The 23967-nt window shown below is 66.5% G+C and carries 22 protein-coding genes; 9 read left to right on the top strand and 13 right to left on the bottom strand.

Features of this window, described 5'->3' with window-relative positions:
- Positions 1 to 52 precede the first annotated feature (52 nt).
- From QQK63_RS06495 to hslO, 3 genes are read right to left on the bottom strand one after another with little or no spacing between them, the layout of a single operon-like run.
- Positions 53 to 1207 (bottom strand): CCA tRNA nucleotidyltransferase, encoded by a 1155-nt coding sequence (locus QQK63_RS06495; RefSeq protein WP_277825636.1) that lies wholly within the window; start codon positions 1205 to 1207, stop codon positions 53 to 55.
- Positions 1204 to 1797 carry a CoA pyrophosphatase gene (locus QQK63_RS06490; RefSeq protein ID WP_277825634.1) on the bottom strand — a complete coding sequence of 198 codons (594 nt, stop codon included), beginning with the start codon at positions 1795 to 1797 and terminating at the stop codon, positions 1204 to 1206. The genes QQK63_RS06495 and QQK63_RS06490 overlap by 4 nt, the downstream gene beginning before the upstream one ends.
- Positions 1781 to 2800, bottom strand: a complete 1020-nt coding sequence (gene hslO, locus QQK63_RS06485) for an Hsp33 family molecular chaperone HslO (protein WP_277825632.1) — start codon at positions 2798 to 2800, stop codon at positions 1781 to 1783. Before hslO ends, QQK63_RS06490 begins: the two co-directional genes overlap by 17 nt.
- A 196-nt stretch (positions 2801 to 2996) precedes the next feature.
- On the opposite strand from hslO, the gene QQK63_RS06480 reads away from it, so the two are divergent.
- Positions 2997 to 4247 carry a glycosyltransferase gene (locus QQK63_RS06480; protein ID WP_277825630.1) on the top strand — a complete coding sequence of 417 codons (1251 nt, stop codon included), beginning with the start codon at positions 2997 to 2999 and terminating at the stop codon, positions 4245 to 4247.
- 3 nt (positions 4248 to 4250) lie between these two features.
- On the opposite strand, the gene QQK63_RS06475 is transcribed toward QQK63_RS06480, so the two are convergent.
- Entirely contained in the window at positions 4251 to 5375 is a 1125-nt protein-coding gene (locus QQK63_RS06475; RefSeq protein WP_277825628.1) for a polysaccharide biosynthesis/export family protein, read from the bottom strand.
- A 214-nt stretch (positions 5376 to 5589) separates the two neighbouring features.
- Between QQK63_RS06475 and galE the strand changes: the two genes are divergently transcribed.
- On the top strand, positions 5590 to 6603 hold the full coding sequence (gene galE / locus QQK63_RS06470; RefSeq protein ID WP_277825626.1) for a UDP-glucose 4-epimerase GalE: 1014 nt from the start codon (positions 5590 to 5592) through the stop codon (positions 6601 to 6603).
- Positions 6600 to 7616, top strand: a complete 1017-nt coding sequence (locus tag QQK63_RS06465; protein WP_277825624.1) for a GDP-mannose 4,6-dehydratase — start codon at positions 6600 to 6602, stop codon at positions 7614 to 7616. Before galE ends, QQK63_RS06465 begins: the two co-directional genes overlap by 4 nt.
- A gap of 105 nt (positions 7617 to 7721) precedes the next feature.
- Here the strand turns inward: QQK63_RS06465 and QQK63_RS06460 are convergent, their stop codons facing one another.
- Positions 7722 to 8687 (bottom strand): KpsF/GutQ family sugar-phosphate isomerase, encoded by a 966-nt coding sequence (locus QQK63_RS06460; RefSeq protein ID WP_277825622.1) that lies wholly within the window; start codon positions 8685 to 8687, stop codon positions 7722 to 7724.
- A gap of 95 nt (positions 8688 to 8782) precedes the next feature.
- Between QQK63_RS06460 and QQK63_RS06455 the strand changes: the two genes are divergently transcribed.
- Entirely contained in the window at positions 8783 to 9235 is a 453-nt protein-coding gene (locus QQK63_RS06455) for an NUDIX hydrolase (RefSeq protein ID WP_277825620.1), read from the top strand.
- Here the strand turns inward: QQK63_RS06455 and QQK63_RS06450 are convergent.
- The gene (locus QQK63_RS06450) at positions 9223 to 10512 is read right to left on the bottom strand and encodes a PP2C family protein-serine/threonine phosphatase (protein ID WP_277825618.1); all 1290 of its coding nucleotides are present in this window, start codon (positions 10510 to 10512) and stop codon (positions 9223 to 9225) included. The genes QQK63_RS06455 and QQK63_RS06450 overlap by 13 nt on opposite strands.
- A 148-nt stretch (positions 10513 to 10660) precedes the next feature.
- On the opposite strand from QQK63_RS06450, the gene QQK63_RS06445 reads away from it, so the two are divergent.
- Complete coding sequence (locus QQK63_RS06445; protein ID WP_277825616.1) at positions 10661 to 10987, top strand: Hpt domain-containing protein; 327 nt, start codon at positions 10661 to 10663, stop codon at positions 10985 to 10987.
- Positions 10988 to 10996: 9 nt separating this feature from the next.
- On the opposite strand, the gene ilvA is transcribed toward QQK63_RS06445, so the two are convergent.
- Positions 10997 to 12244 (bottom strand): threonine ammonia-lyase IlvA, encoded by a 1248-nt coding sequence (gene ilvA / locus QQK63_RS06440; protein WP_277825614.1) that lies wholly within the window; start codon positions 12242 to 12244, stop codon positions 10997 to 10999.
- Between the two features lie 39 nt (positions 12245 to 12283).
- Positions 12284 to 13072: a hypothetical protein gene (locus tag QQK63_RS06435; protein ID WP_277825612.1), complete on the bottom strand. Its 789-nt coding sequence runs from the start codon at positions 13070 to 13072 to the stop codon at positions 12284 to 12286.
- Between the two features lie 83 nt (positions 13073 to 13155).
- On the opposite strand from QQK63_RS06435, the gene QQK63_RS06430 reads away from it, so the two are divergent.
- Entirely contained in the window at positions 13156 to 14382 is a 1227-nt protein-coding gene (locus QQK63_RS06430; RefSeq protein ID WP_277825610.1) for an argininosuccinate synthase, read from the top strand.
- Between the two features lie 304 nt (positions 14383 to 14686).
- Here QQK63_RS06430 and QQK63_RS06425 read toward each other — a convergent pair whose 3' ends face one another.
- The 5 genes from QQK63_RS06425 to ilvD form a co-directional block, all read right to left on the bottom strand.
- Entirely contained in the window at positions 14687 to 16720 is a 2034-nt protein-coding gene (locus QQK63_RS06425; protein ID WP_277825608.1) for an NADPH-dependent 2,4-dienoyl-CoA reductase, read from the bottom strand.
- A gap of 89 nt (positions 16721 to 16809) precedes the next feature.
- Positions 16810 to 17184: a hypothetical protein gene (locus QQK63_RS06420; RefSeq protein ID WP_277825606.1), complete on the bottom strand. Its 375-nt coding sequence runs from the start codon at positions 17182 to 17184 to the stop codon at positions 16810 to 16812.
- 12 nt (positions 17185 to 17196) lie between these two features.
- Positions 17197 to 17970, bottom strand: a complete 774-nt coding sequence (locus QQK63_RS06415; protein WP_277825604.1) for a DUF6478 family protein — start codon at positions 17968 to 17970, stop codon at positions 17197 to 17199.
- A 29-nt stretch (positions 17971 to 17999) separates the two neighbouring features.
- Positions 18000 to 18818 carry a hypothetical protein gene (locus QQK63_RS06410; RefSeq protein WP_277825602.1) on the bottom strand — a complete coding sequence of 273 codons (819 nt, stop codon included), beginning with the start codon at positions 18816 to 18818 and terminating at the stop codon, positions 18000 to 18002.
- Positions 18799 to 20532 carry a dihydroxy-acid dehydratase gene (gene ilvD / locus QQK63_RS06405; RefSeq protein ID WP_277825600.1) on the bottom strand — a complete coding sequence of 578 codons (1734 nt, stop codon included), beginning with the start codon at positions 20530 to 20532 and terminating at the stop codon, positions 18799 to 18801. Before ilvD ends, QQK63_RS06410 begins: the two co-directional genes overlap by 20 nt.
- Positions 20533 to 20691: 159 nt before the next feature.
- Here ilvD and QQK63_RS06400 point away from each other — a divergent pair, with 159 nt between their 5' ends.
- From QQK63_RS06400 to QQK63_RS06390, 3 genes are all read left to right on the top strand, one after another.
- On the top strand, positions 20692 to 21588 hold the full coding sequence (locus QQK63_RS06400) for a CPBP family intramembrane glutamic endopeptidase (RefSeq protein WP_277825598.1): 897 nt from the start codon (positions 20692 to 20694) through the stop codon (positions 21586 to 21588).
- A gap of 142 nt (positions 21589 to 21730) precedes the next feature.
- Positions 21731 to 22657, top strand: a complete 927-nt coding sequence (gene accD / locus QQK63_RS06395; protein ID WP_277825596.1) for an acetyl-CoA carboxylase, carboxyltransferase subunit beta — start codon at positions 21731 to 21733, stop codon at positions 22655 to 22657.
- Entirely contained in the window at positions 22654 to 23928 is a 1275-nt protein-coding gene (locus QQK63_RS06390) for a bifunctional folylpolyglutamate synthase/dihydrofolate synthase (RefSeq protein WP_377133998.1), read from the top strand. Before accD ends, QQK63_RS06390 begins: the two co-directional genes overlap by 4 nt.
- Positions 23929 to 23967: the final 39 nt, after the last annotated feature.

Here is a 23967-nt window from a genome sequence, read left to right as displayed (position 1 = left end):
CGCGCGAACCCTGCCGAAAGGTTAAGATCGCGGGCCAATCCTGAAGGAAAGGTTACCTGCCGTCCGAAAGGAGTTCGGCGCGGGTGAGGGTGAAGCCCGAGGCGATCCAGCGTGCTTCGAGCGCCTTGAGCGCGGCGCCGAGGTCGGGCCCCTGAAGCCCCGGCATCAGGTCGGCGGGTCGGATCGGGAAAACGGCCGCCGCGCCGACCTCGACCTCGACCAGCGCGGCGGGATCGGGTGGGGTTTCGAATTGCGCGGCGCGGAGCAGGAGGATGTCACGGGCGGTGGTGGCACCATGGGCATAGCCGAGCGCACCGGGCGTCTCGGCGGAAGCCATTCCGGCGCGGAGCGTGGCAAGACCGTCGCGGTCGGCGCGGGACAGGCGGAGCGCCTCAGCCACATCGGCACCGCCCAGCGCGGCGAGGCGACGAATCGGGTCGGGCGTGATGTCCTGTTCGAAGGCGACGAGGATCGGCAGCAATCGCGCCTCCGCCCCGGGAAGCACGCGGGTGAGGATGCCAGATTGTGCCATGGCTGCGACGGCGGGGGCGGGATCGGGGGCGGCGAGAAGTTTGCGCATCTCGGCACCCACGCGTTCGCGGGACAGGCGCGCGATGCCATCGGCCAAAGCGGCGCAGGCGGCGAGGCCCTCGGCATCGAGACCGCCGGCAGGGTCGGCGTACCACGCATGGAAACGGAAGAAGCGCAGGATGCGGAGATAATCCTCGGCGATCCGTTCGGAAGGGTCGCCGATGAAGCGCAGGCGGCGCGCAGTCAGATCGGCGAGGCCCGAGCCGTTGGGGTCGAGAACCGTGCCATCGGCCAGTGCGTAGAGCGCATTCATGGTGAAGTCGCGACGGGCGGCATCCTCCTCCAGCCTGTCGGTGAAGGCGATGGTGGCGTGGCGGCCATGGCTTTCCACGTCACGGCGCAGCGTCGTGACCTCGTGCGGGCGATGTTCCGCGACGAGGGTGACGGTGCCGTGGTCGATGCCGGTCGGAACCGCCTTGATGCCCTTGGCGGCGGCAAGGTCCATGACCCGTTCGGGGCGGGCATCTGTGGTGATGTCGATATCGTCGACCGGCGCGCCAATCAGGGCGTTGCGGACGCAGCCGCCGACGAACCACGCGCCATGGCCCCCACCCGAGAGGGCCTGCATCACGGCGATGGTGCCGGGCGCGGTGAGCCAGTCGGCGGTGAGCCTCATGGCGTCACCCGGTCGGCCAGCGCCTTGAGCATCCGCGCGGTGGCGCCCCAGATGTAATAGGGGCCGAAGGGCACGACGTAATAGCGCCGCCAGACGCCGCGCCAGCGCCGGCGTTCGACGCGGTAGCGGGCCGGGTCGAGCACATGGGCAAGGGGCACGCGAAACACCTCGGCCACCTCGGCGGGGTCGGGGGTGGCGGTGAAATCGCGCTCAATCCGGGCCAAAACCGGATTAATGAGATAACCGGTTACAGCCTCGTGACTGGGCAGATCGGCCAGCACGGTGACGCTGGCGGGGTCGAGGCCGATTTCCTCCTGCGCTTCGCGCAGCGCGGTGGCGGTGGTGTTGGCATCGGTCGGATCGACCTTGCCGCCGGGAAAGGCGATCTGGCCCGGGTGATGTTTCAGATGGGAGGCGCGCTTGGTCAGGATGACCTCGTGCCCCAGGATGCCGATCAGCACGGCGGCCGGGCGCAGCACGCGCCCCTCGGGCGGGGCTGCGGCGGCGTTCAGGTCGTAATCCGACGAGGGGCGCTGGGGCGCGCGGTCAAGCGCCGTCAGAAGCCGGTCGAGATCAACGGGCGCTGTCATCGCCCCCCTCCGCCTCCGGCGGCAATTCGGCCTCGAAACCCAATGTGCGGGGGTCGAATTCGTAATGCGCGCCGCAGAACTGGCAATCGGCGGTCACGCGACCATCCTCGGTCGTCATGTGGCCGATGTCGCGGGCGGAATAGATCGACAGGCTGGTGCGCACGCGGTCGGCGGAACAGGTGCAGCCGAATTGCACGGGCAGGGCATCGTAGACGCGCGGCCCTTCCTCGTGGAAGAGACGCAGGAGAAGGTCGGTCGGCCCGACGCTGGGGCCGATGAGTTCCAGCGCCTCGGCGGTGTCGAGCAGGATATTGGCGCGGGACCAGTTTTCACCCTCTTCCTCGTCCAGAAGATCGGTGGCGGCGAGAAGCCCGTCTTCGCCAGAGGCGCCGTCATTGGCCATGAGCGGCGAGGCCTTGGGCATGTGTTGCAGCATGACGCCGCCCGCGCGCCAATGGGCGGGCTGCCCCGGTTCGCGGCTGAGGCCGTAGCTGAGTTCGAACCGCGTGGGGAGCTGTTCGGATTGGGCGAAATACGCCTCGGCGCAGGAGGCGAGCGAGCCGCCCGCAAGCGGCGTGATGCCCTGGTAGGGGGTGGTGCCGCTGCCCTGATCGATCAGGATGGCGAAATAGCCCTTGCCGATCTGGCTGAAGGGATCGGCGCCTTTCACCAGTTTTTCGGCGTCGTAGCTGGCATAGGCGCGGATGCGCGCGGGCGTGTCATCATCGCCCGGCGCGAAGAAATCGGTGGCGATCAGGCGGATCGCCCCGCTGCCGCGGACCTGAAGCGAGAGTTTCCAGCGCAGTTTCATCGTCTGGCCGATGAGCGCGGTCAGGAGCGCCGCCTCGGCCACCATGGCCTCGACCTCGGTCGGGTAGTCGTGTTGCGACAGGACCTGATCGAGCGTCTGGTCGAGCCGGGCCACGCGGCCGCGGATGTCGGAACGGTCGAGCTGGAACGGCAACACCGTGTCGTCCCATGCAATCCTGGTGGTCAGGGTCATGTGATTGGCTTCCTGCAATTGCGGAATTTGGCTTTCATATAGGAGCCGGTCCTGCAATCCCAAATCATGGCCCGAATTGTGGCGCAGGTGCAGGCCCAAATCCGGACCAAATCAGGGGCGCGGGGCGCGGGCAGTCTTGCCGCCGGGGATGGCATGGTCGAAAGTGCGATCCACCACCAACGTGCAGGCGCGGCAGATGAACATCCTTTTCGTCCATCAGAATTTTCCGGGCCAGTACCGCGAGCTGTTTCAATGGCTGGTGGCGCAGGGCGGGCATCGGATCGTGTTCCTGACCCAGCGCAAGGGGGTGGCCGAGATCCCGGGGGCGAAGGTGGTGGTCTACGCGAGCCATCACAAGCCCGCCGAGGATGCCTATGCGCCCACGAAATACTGGGAGGAATGTGTCGGCAACGGTCTGGGCGCGGCCTTTGCCGCCGAACGGCTGGCGGCGGAGGGGTTCCGGCCCGATGTGATCCTCGGGCATGTGGGATGGGGCGAGCTGACCTTTCTCAAGCAGGTCTGGGCGGATGTGCCGATCATCGGATTTTACGAGTACTATTTCCTTGCGCAGGGCGGCTCGGTGGGGTTCGACCCGGAATTCCCGGCGTCGGATCATGCGCGGTTCCTGATGCATGCGCGCAACGCGGTGAATTTCGCGAATTTCCACACTGTCGATCTTGGGCAATCGCCCACGTTGTTCCAGCGTGACACCTACCCGGAGGCGTTCCGGTCCAAGATCTATGTCGAACATGACGGGATCCGGACCGACAGGTTGCTGCCCAAGGCGGAGGCGGCGGTGCCGCTGGGGCGGCTGGGCCGGGCGGTGACGCGCGAGGACGAGGTGTTCACCTACATGGCGCGGAACATGGAACCGACGCGGGGGTTCCACAAGTTCATGCGGGCGCTGCCCAAGATCCTCGAGGCGCGGCCCAAGGCGCGGGCGCTGATCATCGGCGGCAACGACGTGTCCTATGGCAAGGCAAGCGATGCGCAGGGCGGTTACCGGGCCGATATGGAGCGGGAGGTGGGCGACAGCCTGGATTGGAGCCGGGTGCATTTCCTGGGGCGGGTGCCCTATGCGGCCTACCAGGAGATCATCCGGGTGTCGCGCTGCCACGTCTATCTGACGGTGCCTTTCGTGCTGTCGTGGTCGAGTATGGAGGCGATGTCGATGGGGGCGACAATCGTGGCCTCGGACACCGCGCCGGTGCGCGAGGTGATGACCCATGGCGAGACCGCGATGCTGGTGGATTTCCACGATCACGAGGCGCTGGCGCGGCAGGTGATCGAGGTGCTGGAGGCCCCCGGCGATTTTGCGCATCTGGGGCGGAACGCGCGGGCGCAGATGGTGGAGCGCTACGACTTCACCACGCGCTGCCTGCCGGTGCATCTGGAGAAGATCAACAGCCTGGTGCCGCGCGGCAAGGCGATCGCCCTGCCGCGGTAGGCGTCAATCCCCGAGGTTCGAGGTCTGGTTGGCGAGGCCGAAGACCGAGCCGATCAGGCCGAAGATGGTCTGGGCGGAGGTGATCGGGCTTTCGGTGACGAGGACGAGATCGCCCGCATGGATGTCGAAATTGCGGGCGCTGAACAGGCCATCGGCCGAGGTCAGGTCGAGCGTGAACACGACGCGCGGCTGTTCGGGGCCGGTGCCGTCGAGACGCAGGGCGCTGTCGGGATATTCGCGCAGGATCAAGATGCCGCCGGGATCGCCGCGGCGGCTGTCGACGCCGCCGATGATCGCCATGGCATCGAGTGCGGTCACGCGGTCCTGCGGGAAGCGGTGGTGGCTTTGCTGGCCCGCCGCGCCAAGCGACAGGAACTGGCGGCCATCTTGTTCGACGATCACCTGATCCCCGCCATGCAGGAGCGTATCGAGACCGGGATCTGCATAGAGCCGGGAGACGGAGGTGCCGTAGACCCTGCCGCCGCGGCGCAGGCGGATCTGGGGATTGACGAGGGCGGGTTGCACGCCGCCGCCCGCCGCCAAGAGGTTCAGCACGGTATAGTTGCGGTCGGGCAGCGGATAGGCGCCCGGATTGGCGACGCCGCCGACCAGATCGACGGAATTGGTGCGCCCTTCGGCCAGCGTGACCTGCACCTGCGCGGAGGGCACGACGGCATCGATCGCCTCTTGCAGGTGTTGGCGGGCGAGTTGCAGCGTCAGGCCCGACACCCGCGTGTCGCCCACATAGGGCACGAAAACGGTGCCATCGGGCGCGACGGAGAGGGACTGGATCTCGACCTGCCGCTGACCGGGAGAGGATAGGAGCGAGTTTTCGTTGCTGTCCCAGATGGTGATTTCGAGCGTGTCGCCGGGGGCTATGACCTGCGTCCGGGCCCCGCCGCTGGTGGGTAGCCATGGATGCGACGCCTCGCCGGTGCGAGGCCAGCCCTCGACCTGTGCCAAAAAGGCGCGATCCACGGGATAGACGCGGAAATCGGCGGTTTCGCCCTGCGCGACGGAGACGATTTCGCGTTCGACGGCGGCACCCCGGGGCAGGATTTCGCAGCCCGCAAGCGCGGCAATGGACAGGAGGGCAAGACCCAGACGCCGCGCATCACAGAAAATCATTAAAACCCCACACTTTCGGGAACCGTTCACATACGCGCGCACACCCTACGCAACTTGTCCGCAGGGTCAATCGCGGGCGACACAATCCCGCGCTGCGATGCAATTCTGCCCTGCCCATGGGACCGGCCACGCGGGCGCGGAAGACCGCCGGGGGTTGTGTTCGGGCGAAAAAGCGTGATTGCGTCACCGCGATTTGACGGTGACAAGACGGGCCATGACGAAACGCATCCTGCTGACCGGGGGGGCCGGGTATATCGGCTCCCACACCTATGTGGCGCTGGTCGAGGCGGGCCATGATGTCGTGATCCTCGACAATTTCTGCAACGCGCGGCGCGGCATCGCCGACAGGCTGGAACGGATCACGGGCCGTCCCGTGCGCCTGATCGAGGGCGATACGCGCGACGCGGGCAAGCTGGCGCAGGTTTTCGGCGCGGAGCCTTTCGACGCAGTGGTGCATTTCGCGGCGCTGAAGGCAGTGGGCGACAGCGTGGCGCGGCCGCTGGAGTACTTCGATTGCAACATCGGCGGGCTGACCACGTTGTTGCAGGCGATGGACAAGGCCGGGTGCCGGAAGTTGGTGTTTTCGTCATCCGCCACGGTCTATGGCATCCCCGACGAGACGCCGACGCCGGAAACGGCGGAGTTCCGGGCGATGAACCCCTATGGTCAGACCAAGATCCTTGGCGAACAGATGCTGGATTGGTTGACGCGGTCGAACCCCGAGTGGGCATTCGGCGTGTTGCGGTATTTCAACCCGGCGGGCGCACATGCATCGGGGCTGATCGGGGAAGACCCCAATGACATCCCCAACAACCTGATGCCTTTCGTGGCCAAGGTGGCGACGGGGGAATTGCCCAAGATCGCGGTGTTCGGAGATGATTACGACACGCCCGACGGCACGGGGGTGCGCGATTACATCCATGTCGAGGATCTGGCGCGGGGGCATGTGCTGTCGCTCGAAAAACTGTTCGAGACCGGGCGGGGGCATTGTGTGAACCTTGGCACCGGGCGGGGTTATTCCGTGCTGGAGGTGATCGCGGCCTATCAGCGGGCCAGCAATCGCGCCCTGCCCTACGAGATCGTCGCGCGCCGCCCCGGCGACGTGCCCGTCTACGTGGCGCGCGCCGACAAGGCGGCCGAGGTTTTGGGCTTTCGCACCGAGAAGACATTGGACGAGATGTGCGCGAGTTCGTGGAAATGGGTTTGCAACGACGGGATGCGGGAATGACGCGCAAGGCACTTGTAACCGGATCTTCTGGGTTTATCGGTTTCCACCTCTGCACAAGGCTGTTGGCCGAGGGCTGGGAGGTGGTCGGCGTCGATGCGATGACCGATTACTACGATGTCCGGATCAAGGAACGGCGGCAGGCGATGCTGATGCAGAACGCAAGGTTCCGTGTCGTCAACGACAGGATCGAAGCGCCGGGCCTGCTCAATGGGCTGATGGAGGAGGTTCGCCCCGATGCGGTGGTCCATCTGGCCGCGCAGGCGGGCGTGCGCTATTCGATCGACAATCCCGAAAGCTATGTCGAAGCGAATTTGATCGGCACCTTTCGCCTGCTCGAGGCGATCAGGGCCTTTCCGCCTGAACATAGCCTGATGGCCTCCACCTCCTCCGTCTATGGGGCGAATACGGACATGCCGTTTGCCGAGACGCAGAAGGCGGATACGCCGATGTCGTTCTATGCCGCGACCAAGAAGGCGAACGAGGCGATGGCGCATTCCTATGCGCATCTTTACGGGCTGCCGGTGACGATGTTCCGGTTTTTCACCGTCTACGGGCCATGGGGGCGGCCCGACATGGCGCTGTTCAAGTTCACCAAGGCGATTTTGGAAGATCGGCCCATCGACGTGTATAACCACGGCGATATGAGCCGGGATTTCACCTATGTCGCCGATCTGGTGAGCGGGATCGTGGGGTTGATCGACGCGGTGCCGGTACGGCCCGCCACGCCCGATGCCGTGCCCGAGGGCGACAGCCTGAGCCCGGTCGCGCCCTTCCGTGTGGTGAATATCGGCAATTCCGATTCCGTGCGCCTGACCGAGTTCATCGAGGCGATCGAGACCGCGACGGGGCGACGGGCGGACCGCAATTACATGGACATGCAGCCGGGCGATGTGCCCGCGACCTGGGCCGATGCGAGCCTGTTGCAGAGCCTGACGGGGTATCGCCCCCAAACCACCGTCCAAGACGGCGTGGCGCGGTTTGTGGACTGGTATCGGGAGTATTTCGGGGTGTGATTAGAGCCCGCCCGCGTTCATTCGCATTCACGCGCCGCCCTCTGACCTTTTGATGTCGCATGTCCGAGGAGCGCAAAACCGGTTCCCACTTTTGCGCGACATGCTCTAGGCGAGCCCTGCGCGCAGGCAATCGTGCAGGTGCAACAGGCCGATGGGCTGGCCATCTGGGTCCACCACGAACAGCGCGGTGATACGGTTGCCGGACATGACCGCCATCGCCTCGGCCGCGAGATCGTCGGGGGCGATGACGCGGGGTTTGCGGGTGGCGACCTGACCGGCTGTGCGGTCCATCAGATGAGCGATGTTGCGGCGCAAGTCGCCGTCGGAGATGACGCCGACAAGCCTGTCCCCTTCGGTCACGCCGGCGATGCCGAAGCTTTTCTCGCTCATCACGATGAGCGTGTCGGCCATGGGCAGATCGGCGGGCACGAGCGGCAGGGCGTCGCCCGTATGCATCAGCTGCGCCACCTTGGAGAGTTGCGCGCCCAGCTTGCCGCCCGGGTGGAAGGTGCGAAAATTCTCAGGCAGGAAACCGCGCCGTTCCATCGTGGCCACGGCCAGCGCATCGCCCAAGGCCAGCGTGAGCGTAGTGGAGGTGGTCGGCGCCATGCCGATCACGCAAGCCTCGGGCGCTTGCGGCAGGACAAGGCGGTAATCGGCGGCGCGCATGAGCGTGCTGTCGGCGCGGCCCGAAATGGCGATCATGGGAATGGCGAAGCGGGCGACATGGGCGACCATGTCCCGCAATTCGGCGGTTTCGCCGGAATTGGAGATGAGGATCGTCAGATCGCCCGGCGTGACCATGCCCAGATCGCCATGGCTGGCCTCGGCCGGGTGGACGAAGGCCGACGGCGTGCCGGTGGAGGCGAAGGTGGAGCTGATCTTGCGGGCGATATGGCCGGATTTGCCGATGCCCGACAGGATCACGCGGCCCTTTGTGGCGAGGATCGCTTCGACCGCCGGGGCGAAATCATCGGGGAGCGCGTCGGCCATGGCGGTGACGGCTTCGCCCTCGGTCCTCAGGACGCGGGCGGCGGTGGCGCGGATGGCGGCGATCTGATCCTCGGTCATGGCGGTCCCTTAGCCCAAGGCGCAAGGCTTGGCGAGAGGGGGATAGGCGGGGGGCGCGGGGTCTGGCAGAAGGGGGCGAGAGAACGGAGAGCGCGATGAACCGACGTTTCGGAGACTGGCCCGAGCCGGGCCGCCCCTATGTGCCGCGGCCGGGTGTCTATGCGGTGATCGCGTCGGGCGACGGGATCCTGGCGACGTTTCAGGAAGAACCCCGGCCCGAGCTGCAATTGCCGGGTGGCGGGATCGATCCGGGCGAGCAGCCGTTGAGCGCGCTCTACCGCGAGGTGATGGAGGAAACCGGCTACGCGATCCATGCGCCGCGCAAGCTGGGCATGTTTCACCGCTACACCTACATGCCGGAATACGATCTCTTCGCGCTGAAGCTGTGCCATGTCTACCTTGCGCGGTTGGGGCCGCGCCGGGGGCCGCCGACGGAACCGGGCCATACGGCGGTGTTCCTGCCGTGGGAGGTGGCGGCGGAGCGGCTGGCGGTGTCGGGCGACCGGCATTTCCTGAGGGTGGCGCGCGGATTGCTTCAGCCGCGGTAGTCGATCACCACGGCGGAGGCGTCATCGGGCAAGGCCGGGGTTCCGGCGAAATCCGACAGGTCGCGGTCAAGCGCGGCGAGGAGATCGGGGCCGGTGAGGTCGGCATAACGCGCAAGAAGCGCGGCAAGGCCCGGTTCATCGAGGGTCGTGCCATCAGCACCGGGGCATTCGGTCAGACCGTCGGAATGGATCACGAGGCGGTCGCCGGGGGCGAGCTGCAGGTTCAGCGTCGTATAGCTGGCATCCTCCACCAACCCGATGGGCAGGCCGCCCGTGCCCAAGAGATCGATATCGCCACCCTTGCGCAGGAGCATCGGGTGGGGATGACCCGCCTGCACCATCCGCATCTGGCCCGTGGCAAGATCGAGAAAGCCGAGGCAGAGCGTGAAATACCGCTCCCCGCCCATTTCCCGCAAGATCATGCGGTTGAGCCGCGCGGCGGCGAGATCGGGGGACAGGGGCAGAAAGCTGCCATCAGGGCCGCGTGTCAGGGCGATGTTCTGATCCGGTGTGGCGGCGCTGAGCATTCCCGCGACGCGGGCGGCGATCATGGCGGAGGCGACGCCATGGCCCGCCACGTCGAGGCCGAAAACCCCGATCATGCGATCATGAACGGGAAACCAGCCCACCATGTCACCGCCGATGGGCCCAGAGGGTTTGAGCCAGAGCGACACATCGGCCCCGGGAAAGCGGCGGAACCGGTCCTGAAGCTGGGCCTGTTGCAGCCTGCGCGCCTCGTCCAGATCGCGGTCGAGGGTGGTGTAGAGCGCGCGGATCTGGTCCAGCGCATCGGAGAGGCGGCGGTTCTTGTCGACCATCTCGCGCTGCATGGCGACGATGCGCGCGCCCGCGTTCATCCGCGCGCGGAGTTCCGGGGCGCGGACCGGCTTGGTCAGGAAATCGTCGGCCCCTGCGGCCAGACCTTCGGTCAAATCCCCGTCCTCGGACCGGGAAGTGAGAAGGATGACATAGGCATAGGCTTCGCGGCGCAAGGCGCGCAGGCGGCGGCAGAACTCGGGCCCCGTCAGGCCGGGCATCATCCAGTCGCTGAGGATGAGCGTGATGGTCGGGTCCATCGCCACATCGAGTGCGGCGAGGGCATTGTCGCAATCCACCACCTGATGCCCCCAGCGGCGCAGGAGTGTGCAGAGCATCATCCGCTGGGCGCGGCTATCTTCGATCACCAGAACGCGGCCGGGCAGGATGGGGTCGGGCAAGATGGGGCCGAGCGCCGGCGTGGCGGCGGGCCAGGTTCGAGAGGGGCCGTGGTGCAACATGGAAACCTGCGCGCGTGAGACGGCGCTCCATGCAGGCAGAGGGATTAACGGGGGATGAAGCGGACAATCCGATACAAGCCTGACGCGGTTGGTAAGAATGCGTTAAGGCAAGGGCCGCATTCTGCGTCCATCGGCAGGGAGCGCGCTGATGATCGACAGGACTCGTCTGGACGGATTGCGAGAGGATATCGGGGCGGAGGATTTCGCCGATCTGGCTTGTGTCTTCGTGGCCGAGATGACCGAACATCTGGACCGGCTGACAGGCGATCCGGCCCGCGCCACGGCGGCCGATTTCCATTTCCTGCGCGGCAGCGCCGCCAATCTGGGACTGTCCGCCATGGCCGAGGCCTGCGGCCGGGCCGAAGCCGCCTGTCGTATCGGCGCGTCCCCCGACATTGCCGCCATCGCAGAGATTTTCGCCCTGTCGCTAGCGGCCATCGCGCCCGATATCCCCGGTCTGGCCAGCGCGGCCTGAGCCGGGAGATCAGATCAGGAAATCGGCCAGAACCTCGTCTGCGGTGATGTCGCGGAAGCCAAACCCGCGCGAGGTGACGCGGGCGATCATCGACTCGAAATTCGCAGCATCGTTGGTTTCGATCCCGATCAGGACCGAGCCGAAATTGCGGCTGTTCTTTTTCAGGTATTCGAAGCGGGCGATATTGTCGTCCGGCCCCAGCAGGTCGAGGAAATCGCGGAGCGCACCGGGGCGCTGCGGCAGGCGGAGGATGAAGTATTTCTTGAGGCCCTGCCAGTTCTGGGCGCGTTCCTTGACCTCGGGCAGGCGTTCGAAATCGAAATTGCCGCCCGAGGTGACGCAAACGACCGTCTGGCCCGCGATCTGTTCGCGCATCTCGGCGAGGACATCGACGGACAGCGCGCCGGCGGGTTCCAGAACGATACCCTCGATGTTGAGCATTTCCTGAATGGTGACGCAGATCCGGTTTTCCGGCGCGATCAGAACATCGGCGGGCGACAGCTTGCGCAACACGTCGAAGGTGCGGTCGCCGATGCGGGCGACGGCGGCCCCGTCGACGAAAGTGTCGGTGATCGGGATAGTCTGGGGCGCACCGGTTTTCAGCGCGGCCGACAGGCTGGCGCCCCCCGCCGGTTCCACCAATGTCACCCGCGTCGCCGCCCCCACGGCATCGAGATACGAGATCATGCCCGCCGACAGGCCGCCGCCGCCCACAGGCAGGATCAACCGGTCGGGGGCCTGCCCCATTTCATCGAGCATTTCGACCGCGACGGAAGATTGCCCCTCGATCACGTCCGGATCGTCGAAGGGCGACAGGAAATGCGCGCCGGTGGCGGCGCATTCGGCCTTGGCCGCGGCCAGCGTTTCATCGAAGAAATCACCTGTCAGCACGATCTCGACCCGGCCGGCGCCGAAGGTCCGGGTTTTCATGATCTTCTGTTCCGGGGTGGTGACGGGCATGAAGATGCGCCCGGTCACGCCGAAATGGGCGCAGACGAAGGCCACGCCCTGGGCATGGTTGCCCGCGCTGGCGCAGACGAAGCGCGAGGCCGAAGGATCAGCCGCCAGCACCTTGCGCATGGCGTTGAACGCGCCGCGCAGCTTGTAGGAGCGGACCGGCGACAGATCCTCCCGTTTCAGCCAGATATCGGCGCCGAAGCGTTCGGACAGGTGCAGGTTGCGCTGGAGCGGCGTGGGCGGGAACAGATCCCGCAGGGCAAGGGTCGCAGCGCGGGCGTGATCGGCGAAATCCATCATGATCCCCGGCCTGCCGGAAAGCCCCGGTCCTGTCCAGTGTCAGTTGAGTTGCCGCCCCTCGACAAGATTGCCGTAGAGCGTGGTCATCAGGGCGAGGTTCACGAGGATCTGCAGCCAGGACAGGAGCCCGTTGATGACCTGCCCCGGGACCGAAAGCACGATCTGGTCCTGCGCCACGCCGAACATCTCGACCGTGACGCTTTGCCCGAAGATCAGCAGGACAAGCTGCTGCGCAAGCCCCGCGACCAGCGCGATGACGATCAGGGGCAGGAGGATCTGGCTGGCGACGGGGCGCGTGATCGTCCAGCTTTCGCGCAAGCTCATACTCTCGCCCAGCGCCGCGGCGGGGAGAACAAGGCCGATCCGCGTGGCGACCCAAGAGGCAAGGAAAACGAGGCCGATGCCGAGGACCAGCGCCACGGCGAAGGATTGCGTGACAGCCGCGATCAGGCCAACCACGAGCGACCCGCCCATCACGGCAAGGATCACGACGAGGCCCACGGCGATGGCGCGTCCGAGGTAGGACAGGATCCGGTCGCCCCGCCATGGCGGGATCAGGCCGTTGCCCGTCTCTTCGAGCAGGACATAGCGGTGCCAGCCGACCGCCGCCCAGCCATAGGCGGTGACGGCCACGACGATCAGCAGGAGCATGCCAAGAAGGGTGCCGCCGCCGAACCCCTCGGCCACGCCCGCCGCCGTGCCGCCGGTGAGCAGGACGAAACCGGCCAGCGGCAGGACGAACAGCGCCAGCGTCAGCTGCGCCGCCTGCCGCAGGTTGCCGAAGACCTGCTGCACGACATGGCGCAGCAATTGATACCCGTAATCCATCACACCCTCCGGTCACCTTGCCCATCGAGTGAAAACCCGGTATCGCCCGCGCGGTCAATCCGAAAGCCGATGGAGCCCGCGCCATGTCTGCACCGAAGAAGGTCGTCCTTGCCTATTCCGGCGGTCTCGACACCTCGATCATCCTGAAATGGCTGCAGACGGAATATGGCTGCGAGGTCGTGACCTTCACCGCCGATTTGGGCCAGGGCGAAGAGCTGGAGCCGGCGCGCAAGAAGGCCGAGATGCTGGGGATCGCGCCCGAAAATATCTTCATCGAGGATCTGCGCGAGGAATTCGTACGCGATTTCGTCTTCCCGATGTTCCGGGCCAATGCGCTCTATGAAGGATTGTACCTGCTCGGCACGTCGATCGCGCGGCCGCTGATTTCCAAGCGGCTGGTCGAGATCGCGGCGATGACGGGCGCTGATGCGGTCAGCCATGGCGCGACGGGCAAGGGCAACGACCAGGTACGGTTCGAGCTGTCCGCCTATGCGCTGAACCCCGAGATCAAGGTGATCGCGCCGTGGCGGTTGTGGGACCTGACCTCGCGCACCAAGCTTCTGGAATTCGCCGAGGCCAACCAGATCCCCATCGCCAAGGACAAGCGCGGCGAAGCGCCCTTCAGCGTCGATGCGAACCTGTTGCACACCTCCTCCGAGGGGAAGGTTCTGGAAAACCCCGGCGAGGAAGCGCCCGATTACGTCTACCAGCGCACCGTCCATCCCGAGGATGCGCCCGATCAGCCCGAGATGGTGGAAATCACCTTCGAGCGTGGCGATGCAGTGGCGATCGACGGCGTGGCCATGTCGCCCGCCACGATCCTGACCAAGCTCAACGAGCTTGGCGGCAAGCATGGGGTGGGCCGGCTCGATCTGGTGGAAAACCGCTTTGTCGGGATGAAGTCGCGCGGCATCTACGAGACGCCCGGCGGCACGATCCTTTTGGAGGCGCATCGCGGGATCGAGCAGATCACGCTGGATTCGGGTGCCGGCCACCTGAAGGATTCGATCATGCCGCGCTACGCGGAGCTGATCTACAACGGCTTCTGGTTCTCGCCCGAGCGGGAGATGCTGCAGGCGCTGATCGACAAGAGCCAGGAGCATGTGGCGGGCATTGTGCGGGTGAAGCTCTACAAGGGGTCGGCGCGGACGGTGGCGCGCTGGTCGGATCGGTCGCTTTATTCCGAGGCGCATGTGACCTTCGAGGAGGATGCAGGCGCCTACGATCAGAAGGACGCGCAGGGCTTCATCCAGCTCAACGCGCTGCGGCTGAAGCTGATCGCGGCACGCAATCGGCGGCTGAAGGGCTGATCCCCTGAGGCCACCGCCCGTGGCTGTCTGCGGGAGCCTCCGGCGGGAGTTTTTTCACCAAGATGAAGGGGAGCGGCGCGCGCTTGCCCCTGTTCACCGCGCGTTAAGGTTAACGGGCGAGATTGGGCCTGCGCCGATAGCTGGAGAGCGATTCGGCGTCCAAGGTGAAGAAGCCCCGTGACCCGGACACAGCGGTAGCCAATCCGCCAAGGCCGGGCGCGGGGTGCGCCTTGAGGCAATCTGCCCCTTCATCTTGGCCAAAAAACTCCGGGGGAGTCGCCAAAGGCGACGGGGGCAGCGCCCCCTAGAACCGCGCCGCCAGCCGTGCGCCCTGATCGATGGCGCGTTTGGCGTCAAGCTCGGCGGCCACATCCGCGCCGCCGATGACATGGCAGGCGATGCCTTCGTCCATGAGCGCATCGGCGAGGCTGCGGTTCACCTCTTGCCCCGCGCAGAGGATGACGGTGTCGACCTCGATCAAGGTCGGGTTTTCGCGCGCCGCGCCGAAGGTGACATGAAGGCCGTGCGCGTCGATCCTTTCGTAATTGACGCCCGTGACCATCTTGACCCCTTTCATCTTGAGACTGGCGCGGTGGATCCAGCCGGTGGTCTTGCCCAGCCGTTTGCCGGGCTTTTCGGCCTTGCGCTGCAAGAGAACGACCTGCCGGGCGGGGGCGTCGGGCCGGGGGCCTTCGGGGGCGAGGCCGCCGCGATGGAGGGCGGGGTCGGCGACGCCCCATTCGCGGCGCCAAAGCTCGGGTACCTCGGTGGGGCTGTCGCCGTCATGGACGAGGAATTCGGCCATGTCGAAACCGATGCCGCCCGCGCCCACCACGGCGACGCGGGAGCCGACCGTGGCCTTGCCCGCCAGCACATCGACATAGGAGAGCACGTTGGGGCCGTCCTGACCGGGAATGCCGGGGTCGCGGGGGGTGACGCCCGTGGCGATCACCACCTCGTCGAAACCGCACAGGTCCGCGACGGAGGGCGTAGTTCCCAGTCGCAGGTCGATGCCGTGGCGGTGGAGCATCGTGGCGAACCAATCGACGAGGCCCACGAATTCTTCCTTGCCGGGAATGGTCTTGGCCATGTTGAGCTGTCCGCCCACCTGCGCCGCCTTGTCCCAGAGCGTCACGGAATGTCCGCGTTCGGCGGCGGTGATCGCGGTGGCCATGCCTGCCGCGCCTGCCCCCACCACGGCGATGCGTTTGGGCGCAGGCGCGGGATCGTAGCGCAATTCGGTCTCGTGGCAGGCGCGGGGGTTCACGAGGCAGGAGGTGAGACGCCCCGAGAAGGTATGATCGAGGCAAGCCTGATTGCAGGCGATGCAGGGCGCGATCCGGTCTGCCTGCCCCGCCATCGCCTTGGCGACGAAATCGGGATCGGCGAGGAAGGGGCGGGCCATCGACACCATGTCGGCGCAGCCGGTGGCCAGCACCTCTTCGGCGACCTCGGGCGTGTTGATGCGGTTCGAGGTGATGACAGGGATGCCCACCTTGCCCATCAGTTTCTGCGTGACCCAGGCGAAGGCCTTGCGCGGGACGGAGGTGGCGATGGTCGGGATGCGTGCCTCGTGCCAGCCGATGCCGGTGTTGAGGATCGTGGCGCCCGCGGCCTCGATCGCCTGGGCCAGTTGGACCACCTCGTCATGGGTCGAGCCCTCGGGCACGAGGTCGATCATCGAAAGGCGGTAGATGATGATGAAATCGGGACCGACGGCGGCGCGGGCGCGGCGCACCACCTCGACCGGCAGGCGCATCCGGTTCTCGAACGCGCCGCCCCAGCGGTCGGTGCGCTTGTTCGTGTGGGTCACGAGGAACTGGTTGAGGAAATACCCCTCGGACCCCATGATCTCGACCCCGTCATACCCGGCCTCGCGCGCGCGGGCGGCGGCAGTGACGATATCGGCGATCTGTTTTTCGATCCCCGCCTCGTCCAGTTCGCGCGGCGGGAAGGGGGAGATGGGCGATTTGATCGGGGAGGGGCCGACGCAATCAGGGGAATAGGCGTAGCGCCCGGCATGGAGGATCTGCATCGCGATCTTGCCGCCCTCGGCATGGACGGCATCGGTGACGATACGGTGATTGGCGATGTCTTGCGGCGTGAAGAGGCCCGCCGCACCGGGGAAAACGCCGCCCTCCCTGTTGGGGGCCATGCCGCCCGTCACGATCAACCCGACCTGCCCACGCGCACGTTCGGCGTAGAAGGCCGCGACGCGGGACCAATCGCCGCTTTCCTCCAGCCCGGTGTGCATGGAGCCCATGAGCACGCGGTTTTTCAGCGTGGTGAAGCCCAGATCCAGCGGCGCCAGAAGATGCGGATAGGTGGCGTGGGTCATGCTGCCCTCCCTGCGTGACCGGTTGACGGGCAGCTAACCGGGAGACACCGCCTGTGTCACGCGCAACGCGGCGTCATCGGTGCATCCGGTCAGCGGCCGGTGGTGTCGGCACAATGGCGGCGGAACGCATGCTTGAGCAATTCCAGCTCGTCGCGGAGCAGGGCCAGCTCGGCCCTGATATCCTCGTCCAGCGGATCGCCAGACATCAGGGTGACACGGTCGAGGACGTGGCCCGATTGCGCGGCGCGGATGGTGACGATCTGAACGCCCTCGCCGATCACGATGGCGGGCAGGTCGAGGGCGACGCGGAACCGGCCCGGCGCGCTGTCTTCGGGAGAGAGCCGCGCGACCGCGATGACCTTGCCGTCATGGACCGCTTCGATCGCGGTCGGCGCGGCGGCATCGAGCAGCGCCTCGTAGCGGCCGCCCTGCAACCGGACACGGGTGAGCGACAGATCGGTCATCGGCATCCTTTCTCAGATATCCGCCCGAGGGGCGCGCAGGACGACCATGTCGAGGATCGCCAGACGGTTCATCTCGGGGCCTTCGAGGATCAGGTCGAGCCAAGCCTTTTCGATGCGTTTCTCGTTGATCTTGGTGTAGGCGAGGTCGAATTCGGCCCGCCCGATATCGTCCCGGAACGCGATCTGGCGGACCAGTTGTTCCTGATTGGGGCCGTGCTGCACGTTGAGGCGGGCATAGACCTCGATCGGGTGCTCGCGGGTCATGCGCAGGTGGACGGAGACGAAATGGTTGCGCGTCAGACCCTGCAAGGCGGTTTCGGGCAGGTCCTGCACCAGCGAGAGGAAGGATCCGTCGAAGCGGTAGACCTCGAAGACGAGGGCGAACAGAGGGCCGTGCAGACCCGGCGGCGCGGGATCTTGCCGCAACACGAGGTCCGCCTCGGCGGCGTCGTGGAACAGGGTCATGCCGCCGCCGACCTGATGCGGCGAGCCGGGGCGGACCTGCCCGCGCGGTGTAACCCGGTGGCGCCACGGTGCGGAACGTTCGGCCCAATCGCATTGATCGGGCCGGTCGATGCCGTCATCGGCCACGGCGCGTTGCAGCAACGCAAGCTGCGCCTGCGCGGCAAGGCCGTCGATGCGGTCGCGCGTCATGCGCATCTGGCTATGCAAACTGGCAAGATCCCGCGCCGGCAAAACGGCGGGTGCCTGCATGGCGCGGGTCCACCGGCCAAGCGTTCGGGACAATCCGAAGCGATCCAGAAATCCGAGACGTTGATTTCCCATTACAAACCTTACTCGTGACCGTCGGCGCGTTACCCGAAGATGCGCCGAAAAATACCGATGTTAAAGAGGCGACGGCCATCGGGCGGGATCGCGCGCGGCGGCGGGTCGAGCGGCACGGCCGCCGGTGCGGCGGGTTCGCCCAGTGGCGCGATCGGCACGCCCTGAGGCAGAACGGCCCCGGGCGGGACAGGAGCGAGATTGGCCTGCCGGACCGCGGCGACGAAGCCGCGCAGGGTTTCGAGACTTTCCTCCCGGCTCAGGGCGCGATCTTCGAGCGCGATGACCGACAGCGTGGCAAGGCGGTCGCCGATGTCGAGATAGGCGCGCCAGTAGTCGGGCTGCACGCCCTCGATCGCGCCTTCGCTGCTGTCGCTGGCATTGAGGAGGAAGACATCACCATCGATCAGGGTTTCGAGGATCGTGACAGTGGAAGGATCGCCTGCGCGGCTGACCAGACGCAGACCATCCTCGGAGCGGAAGAACGCGTCGAGGCCGCCCATGCTGTCGGCGAGACGCCCCCCTGCGGAGGGGGCGGCGACGGCGGCGGTCAGCACGGCCGGGGTGGCGGGTTGCACCACGCGGCGGGAATTGGCGATGGCGGCGCAATTACCCATCAGGACAAAGCCCGTATCCTCGCTGCTGCGGGTGGCGGTGGGATCGACGCAATAGCCCTCGGGGCCGGTGATGACGATCAGATCCTGCGTGACCGCGACCTCGGTCGGGGCGTCTTCGGCACCGCCCCAGAGAAAGCCGCCGCCGCAACCTGCCAGAAGCGCCACGGCGGCAAGACAGGCCGCCACGCGGGCGGCCTGCCAAGGCCTTGGAGGATTACAGGTCGGCGTAGACATGTTTCTCGTGGGTGCCCCCCGGATGGGTGACAGCGCCCTTGACCGCGGGGCCGACGAGCTGGGCGTATTTCCACAGCGCGCCGGTGGCGTAGATCGTTTCGCGCGGGCCTGCCCATGCCTTGCGGCGGGTCTCGAGCTCATCCTCGGAGAGCGCCACGGACAATTCGCCGGTGATCGCGTTGATGGTGATCATGTCGCCGTCTTTCAGCAGGCCGATGGGGCCGCCAACCGCCGCCTCGGGACCGACATGGCCGACGCAGAAGCCGCGGGTCGCGCCCGAGAACCGGCCATCGGTGATCAGCGCAACCTTCTTGCCCATGCCCTGACCCGAGAGCGCGCTGGTGGTGGCCAGCATTTCGCGCATACCGGGGCCGCCGCGCGGACCCTCGTTGCGGATCACGATGACCTCACCTTCCTTGTAGGCGCGGGTCTTGACCGCCTCAAAAGCGTCTTCCTCGCATTCGAAGACGCGGGCGGGGCCGGTGAAGACCTGCTGCTCGGGGGCCATGCCCGCGACCTTCACGATGGCACCTTCGGGGGCGAGATTGCCTTTGAGGCCCACGACGCCGCCCGTGGGGGTGATGGGGGTTGCGGCGGGGTGGATGACCTTGCCGTCGGCCTCGTGCTCGATCAGGTCGAGTTCCTCACCCATGGTGCGGCCAGTGACGGTCATGCAATCCTCGTGGATCAGGCCGATCTTGCGCAATTCCTTCATCACGACGGGCACGCCGCCCACCTCGTAGAGGTCCTTGGCGACGTATTGGCCGCCGGGCTTCATGTCGACGAAATAGGGCGTGTCCTTGAAGATTTCGCAGACATCGAAGAGGTCGAAATCGATCCCGGCCTCGTGCGCAATGGCAGGCAGGTGCAGGCCCGCATTGGTCGAACCGCCGGTGCAGGCCACGACGCGGGCCGCGTTTTCCAGCGATTTGCGGGTGACGATATCGCGCGGGCGCAGGCCGGTTGCGAGCAGCTTCATCACCGCCTCGCCCGAGGCGATGCCGTATTGGTCGCGGGATTCATAGGGCGCGGGCGCGCCCGAGGAATTGGGCAGCGCAAGGCCAATCGCCTCGGAGACGCAGGCCATGGTGTTGGCGGTGAACTGACCGCCGCAGGCGCCTGCGCTGGGGCAGGCGACGCGTTCGATGATCGCCAGCGCCTCGTCCGAGAGATTGCCGGCCTGATGCTGGCCCACGGCCTCGAACACGTCCTGCACGGTGATGTCGCGGCCGTCGAGCCGACCCGGCAGGATCGAGCCGCCGTAGATGAAGACGGAGGGCACGTTGAGCCGCACCATGGCCATCATCATGCCCGGCAGCGACTTGTCGCAGCCCGCCAGACCCACCAGCGCGTCGTAGCAATGGCCGCGCATCGTCAGTTCCACGGTGTCGGTGATCGCATCGCGAGAGGCGAGGCTGGAGCGCATCCCCTCGTGACCCATGGCGATGCCGTCGGTCACGGTGATGGTGGTGAATTCGCGCGGCGTCCCGCCGGCCTTTTTCACGCCGACCTTGACCGATTGCGCCTGACGGCTGAGCGCGATGTTGCAGGGCGCAGCCTCGTTCCAGCAGGTGGCGACGCCGACGAAGGGCTGGTGGATTTCCTCGTCATTCAGCCCCATCGCATAGAAATAGGACCGGTGCGGCGCGCGTGCGGGCCCCTCGGTCACATGGCGGCTGGGAAGTTTGGATTTGTCTAGCTTGCCCGACGACATGGCTTGGGCTCTCCCTTTGGTATCTGCGTGAAGGCTGGCACGTTGCCCCCCGGAATAGACGCGGGGGACGGGCCAGACAAGCGCGATTGCCGCCGCCGCTTTGCCCATCTAAAGTGTGCCCAACCAAAAGCCGCACACGGCAGGATCAAGGCAGGATCGATGCAGTACGCCGCCCATGCGGAATTCGTGGCCCCCGCACGCCAACAGGCCGCGCTTTGGCGACTGGCCACGGGGCTCGTGCTGGTCACGGCTGTCTATGTGCTGGGAATCGGCGTGATTTTCGGCCTGCTGGTCGCCGTCGCGGGGTTCGATGGCGCGACGACATGGATGGCCCGCATGGCCACCGCGGAGACGCCGACCGCGACGCTTCTGGTGCTGTCCACCTTTGTAGGCATGGGCCTTGGCCCGATCCTCGCCGCGCGGCTTTTGCACCGGCGCAAGCTGGCGACGCTGTTCGGGCCTTGGGCACGGCTGCTGCGCCATTTCGTCATCGCCGCGCTGGTCTGCGCGCTGTTGAACGGGTTGACCGCGCTGATCCCCTCGGGGCTGGTGCCGGTGGCGAACCTCCAGCCGGGGCTTTGGGCCGCCTTCCTGCCCCTCGCGCTGGTCAGCATCCTTGTGCAGACCGGGGCCGAGGAAATCCTGTTCCGGGGCTACATCCAGACGCAGCTGGCCGCACGTTTCGCCTCGCCGCTTGTGTGGATGGTGCTGCCGTCGGCGCTGTTCGCGATCTTGCATTTCCAGCCGGGGGTCATGGGGGACAACGCCTGGATCGTGGTGGGCGCGGTGTTCCTCTTTGCGCTGTGTGCCGCCGATCTGACGGCGCGGACGGGCACGATCGGCGCGGCATGGGGGTTTCATTTCGCCAACAACGCGGTGGCGATCTTGTTCCTCGCGCTCGACGGCCCGCTGTCGGGCCTTGCGCTCTATACGCTGCCGATGGACAGCGTGCCCGCCGCCGACCTGCGCCCGATGCTGGTGACGGGCATGGGCGTAACGCTGGCGATCTGGCTTGTCATCCGCTTTGCGACCCGGCCCCGTTTCTCCGTTTCGTAAATATCCCGGGGGAGGCACCCGGAACGGGTGGCGGGGGCAGAGCCCCCTTTGCAGGCATCAGCGGCAAAACCCCCGATCCGATTGCAACCTGCGCCCGGCTCGCTTATCTCAGCCTTTGTCACGGAATGGCGCGGAGCCCCGCATGAACTGGATTACCAATTACGTCCGGCCCCGGATCAACTCGATCTTCTCGCGTCGCGAGATGCCCGAGAATCTGTGGACCAAATGCGACGAATGCGGAACCATGCTGTTCCACCGCGAATTGTCCGATGCGCTGAACGTCTGCACCGGCTGCGGTCATCACATGGGGATCACGCCCCGCGCGCGGTTCGAGGCGCTGTTCGACGGCGGCGTCTTTGCCGAGGTTTCGGTACCCAAACCCATCGACGATCCGCTGAAATTCCGCGACCAGAAGAAATACCCCGAACGCCTGCGCGCGGCGCAGAAATCGACCGGGGAGACCGAGGCGATGCTGGTCGCCGAGGGCGAGATCGGGCGCACCCCCATCGTGGCGGCGGCGCAGGATTTCAGCTTCATGGGCGGATCCATGGGCATGTATGTCGGCAATGCGATCGTCGCGGCCTGCGAACGGGCCGTGGCGCTGAAACGACCGCTGATCCTGTTTTCGGCCGCTGGCGGCGCGCGGATGCAGGAGGGCATCCTGTCGCTGATGCAGATGCCGCGCTCGACCGTGGCTGTGCAAATGCTCAAGGAGGCGGGGCTGCCCTATATCGTGGTGCTGACGCATCCGACGACGGGCGGTGTTACGGCCTCCTACGCGATGCTGGGCGATATCCAGATCGCCGAACCCAACGCCCTGATCTGTTTCGCGGGGCCGCGCGTGATCGAACAGACGATCCGGGAAAAGCTGCCCGAAGGGTTCCAGCGCGCGGAATACCTGCTGGATCACGGGATGCTGGACCGGGTGACGCCGCGCGCGCAATTGCGCGACGAGCTGATCGCCATCACCCGGATGCTGATGGGCCTGCCGCCCGCCGTGGCCGGCGATCTGCCAGCGCCCGACAGCCCCGAAAAGGCCCCTGCCGAAAAGGCCGCGGTCCAGCCGTGAGCGCGATCACTTCGGGCATCCTCCTTGACCGGATGATGTCGCTGCATCCCAAGGTCATCGACCTGACGCTGGACCGGATGCACCGCATCCTTGCAGCGCTGGACCACCCTGAGCGGCACCTGCCGCCCGTGATCCATGTCGCGGGAACCAACGGCAAGGGATCGACGCAGGCCATGATCCGTGCCGGGTTGGAGGGGGCTGGGCTGAGCTGTCACGCCTATACTTCGCCGCATCTGGCGCGGTTCAATGAACGCATCCGGGTCGCGGGCGATCTGATCGACGAGGCGCGGCTGGTCGATATCCTGAACCGCTGTCTTGCGGCCAACGGGCCGGATCCCATCACCTTTTTCGAGATCACGACAGCGGCGGGATTTGCCGCTTTTGCCGAAACGCCCGCCGATTACACGCTGCTCGAGGTGGGCCTTGGCGGGCGGCTGGATGCAACCAACGTGGTCGAGCGGCCCGCGCTGTGCGTGATCACACCCGTGGACATGGACCACCAGCAATACCTTGGCGACACCTTGGCCGCGATCGCGGGTGAAAAGGCCGGGATCATCAAGCGCGGCGTGCCCGTGATCGTCGGGCGGCAGCAGGATGCCGCGCTCGAGGTGATCGAGGCGCAGGCCGCGCGTCTGGGCGCGCCTGTCATCGCCTATGGCCAGCATTGGCATGTCCGGACCGAGGCCGGGCGGCTGGTCTTCGAGGATGAAACCGGGCTTTTGGACCTGCCGATGCCCGCACTTCTGGGCGCGCATCAGGTCGAGAATGCGGGGATGGCGCTGGCCGCGCTGCGCGCGCTTGGCATGGGGGAGGCCGCCTGCGAGGCGGCGATGACCGATGTGTCCTGGCCCGCGCGGATGCAGCGGTTGCGCCATGGCCCGCTGGTCGAGGCCGCGCCGGGGGTGGAGCTGTGGCTGGATGGCGGGCACAACCCGCATGCCGCCCATGCCATCGCAGCGCTGCTTGCAGGATTGTCCAAGCGGCCCACCCATCTGATCTGCGGGATGCTGAACACCAAGGATGTGACGGGTTACATGAGGCCCTTGGCCCGGGTAGCGCAAAGCCTGCGGGCCGTGTCGATCCCCGGTCAGGCCGCGACCCTGCCCGCCGCGGAGACCGCCGCCGCCGCGCGCCGCGCCGGGTTGGTGGCAGAGGAGGCCGACAGCGTCGGCGCAGCCCTTGCCGCCATCACCGCCGAAGATCCGCAGGCGCGCGTGCTGATCTGCGGATCGCTGTATCTGGCCGGTGAGATCCTGAAGCAAAACGGTTAGGCCGTATCCCGTTCAGCCGCATTCACGCGCCCGGCCTCA

Origin of the sequence: Roseicyclus marinus, from assembly GCF_030163795.1 — a bacterium.
Classification (GTDB): Bacteria; Pseudomonadota; Alphaproteobacteria; order Rhodobacterales; family Rhodobacteraceae; genus Roseicyclus; species Roseicyclus marinus.
This window is presented reverse-complemented; position numbering and strand designations above follow the sequence as displayed.

Bases quoted from the DNA above. Each gene is read 5' to 3' on its own strand.
- QQK63_RS06495 (WP_277825636.1), bottom strand. From the start codon at position 1,207: ATGAGGCTCACCGCCGACTGGCTCACCGCGCCCGGCACCATCGCCGTG.
- QQK63_RS06490 (WP_277825634.1), bottom strand. From the start codon at position 1,797: ATGACAGCGCCCGTTGATCTCGACCGGCTTCTGACGGCGCTTGACCGC.
- hslO (WP_277825632.1), bottom strand. From the start codon at position 2,800: ATGACCCTGACCACCAGGATTGCATGGGACGACACGGTGTTGCCGTTC.
- QQK63_RS06480 (WP_277825630.1), top strand. From the start codon at position 2,997: ATGAACATCCTTTTCGTCCATCAGAATTTTCCGGGCCAGTACCGCGAG.
- QQK63_RS06475 (WP_277825628.1), bottom strand. From the start codon at position 5,375: ATGATTTTCTGTGATGCGCGGCGTCTGGGTCTTGCCCTCCTGTCCATT.
- galE (WP_277825626.1), top strand. From the start codon at position 5,590: ATGACGAAACGCATCCTGCTGACCGGGGGGGCCGGGTATATCGGCTCC.
- QQK63_RS06465 (WP_277825624.1), top strand. From the start codon at position 6,600: ATGACGCGCAAGGCACTTGTAACCGGATCTTCTGGGTTTATCGGTTTC.
- QQK63_RS06460 (WP_277825622.1), bottom strand. From the start codon at position 8,687: ATGACCGAGGATCAGATCGCCGCCATCCGCGCCACCGCCGCCCGCGTC.
- QQK63_RS06455 (WP_277825620.1), top strand. From the start codon at position 8,783: ATGAACCGACGTTTCGGAGACTGGCCCGAGCCGGGCCGCCCCTATGTG.
- QQK63_RS06450 (WP_277825618.1), bottom strand. From the start codon at position 10,512: ATGTTGCACCACGGCCCCTCTCGAACCTGGCCCGCCGCCACGCCGGCG.
- QQK63_RS06445 (WP_277825616.1), top strand. From the start codon at position 10,661: ATGATCGACAGGACTCGTCTGGACGGATTGCGAGAGGATATCGGGGCG.
- ilvA (WP_277825614.1), bottom strand. From the start codon at position 12,244: ATGATGGATTTCGCCGATCACGCCCGCGCTGCGACCCTTGCCCTGCGG.
- QQK63_RS06435 (WP_277825612.1), bottom strand. From the start codon at position 13,072: ATGGATTACGGGTATCAATTGCTGCGCCATGTCGTGCAGCAGGTCTTC.
- QQK63_RS06430 (WP_277825610.1), top strand. From the start codon at position 13,156: ATGTCTGCACCGAAGAAGGTCGTCCTTGCCTATTCCGGCGGTCTCGAC.
- QQK63_RS06425 (WP_277825608.1), bottom strand. From the start codon at position 16,720: ATGACCCACGCCACCTATCCGCATCTTCTGGCGCCGCTGGATCTGGGC.
- QQK63_RS06420 (WP_277825606.1), bottom strand. From the start codon at position 17,184: ATGACCGATCTGTCGCTCACCCGTGTCCGGTTGCAGGGCGGCCGCTAC.
- QQK63_RS06415 (WP_277825604.1), bottom strand. From the start codon at position 17,970: ATGGGAAATCAACGTCTCGGATTTCTGGATCGCTTCGGATTGTCCCGA.
- QQK63_RS06410 (WP_277825602.1), bottom strand. From the start codon at position 18,818: ATGTCTACGCCGACCTGTAATCCTCCAAGGCCTTGGCAGGCCGCCCGC.
- ilvD (WP_277825600.1), bottom strand. From the start codon at position 20,532: ATGTCGTCGGGCAAGCTAGACAAATCCAAACTTCCCAGCCGCCATGTG.
- QQK63_RS06400 (WP_277825598.1), top strand. From the start codon at position 20,692: ATGCAGTACGCCGCCCATGCGGAATTCGTGGCCCCCGCACGCCAACAG.
- accD (WP_277825596.1), top strand. From the start codon at position 21,731: ATGAACTGGATTACCAATTACGTCCGGCCCCGGATCAACTCGATCTTC.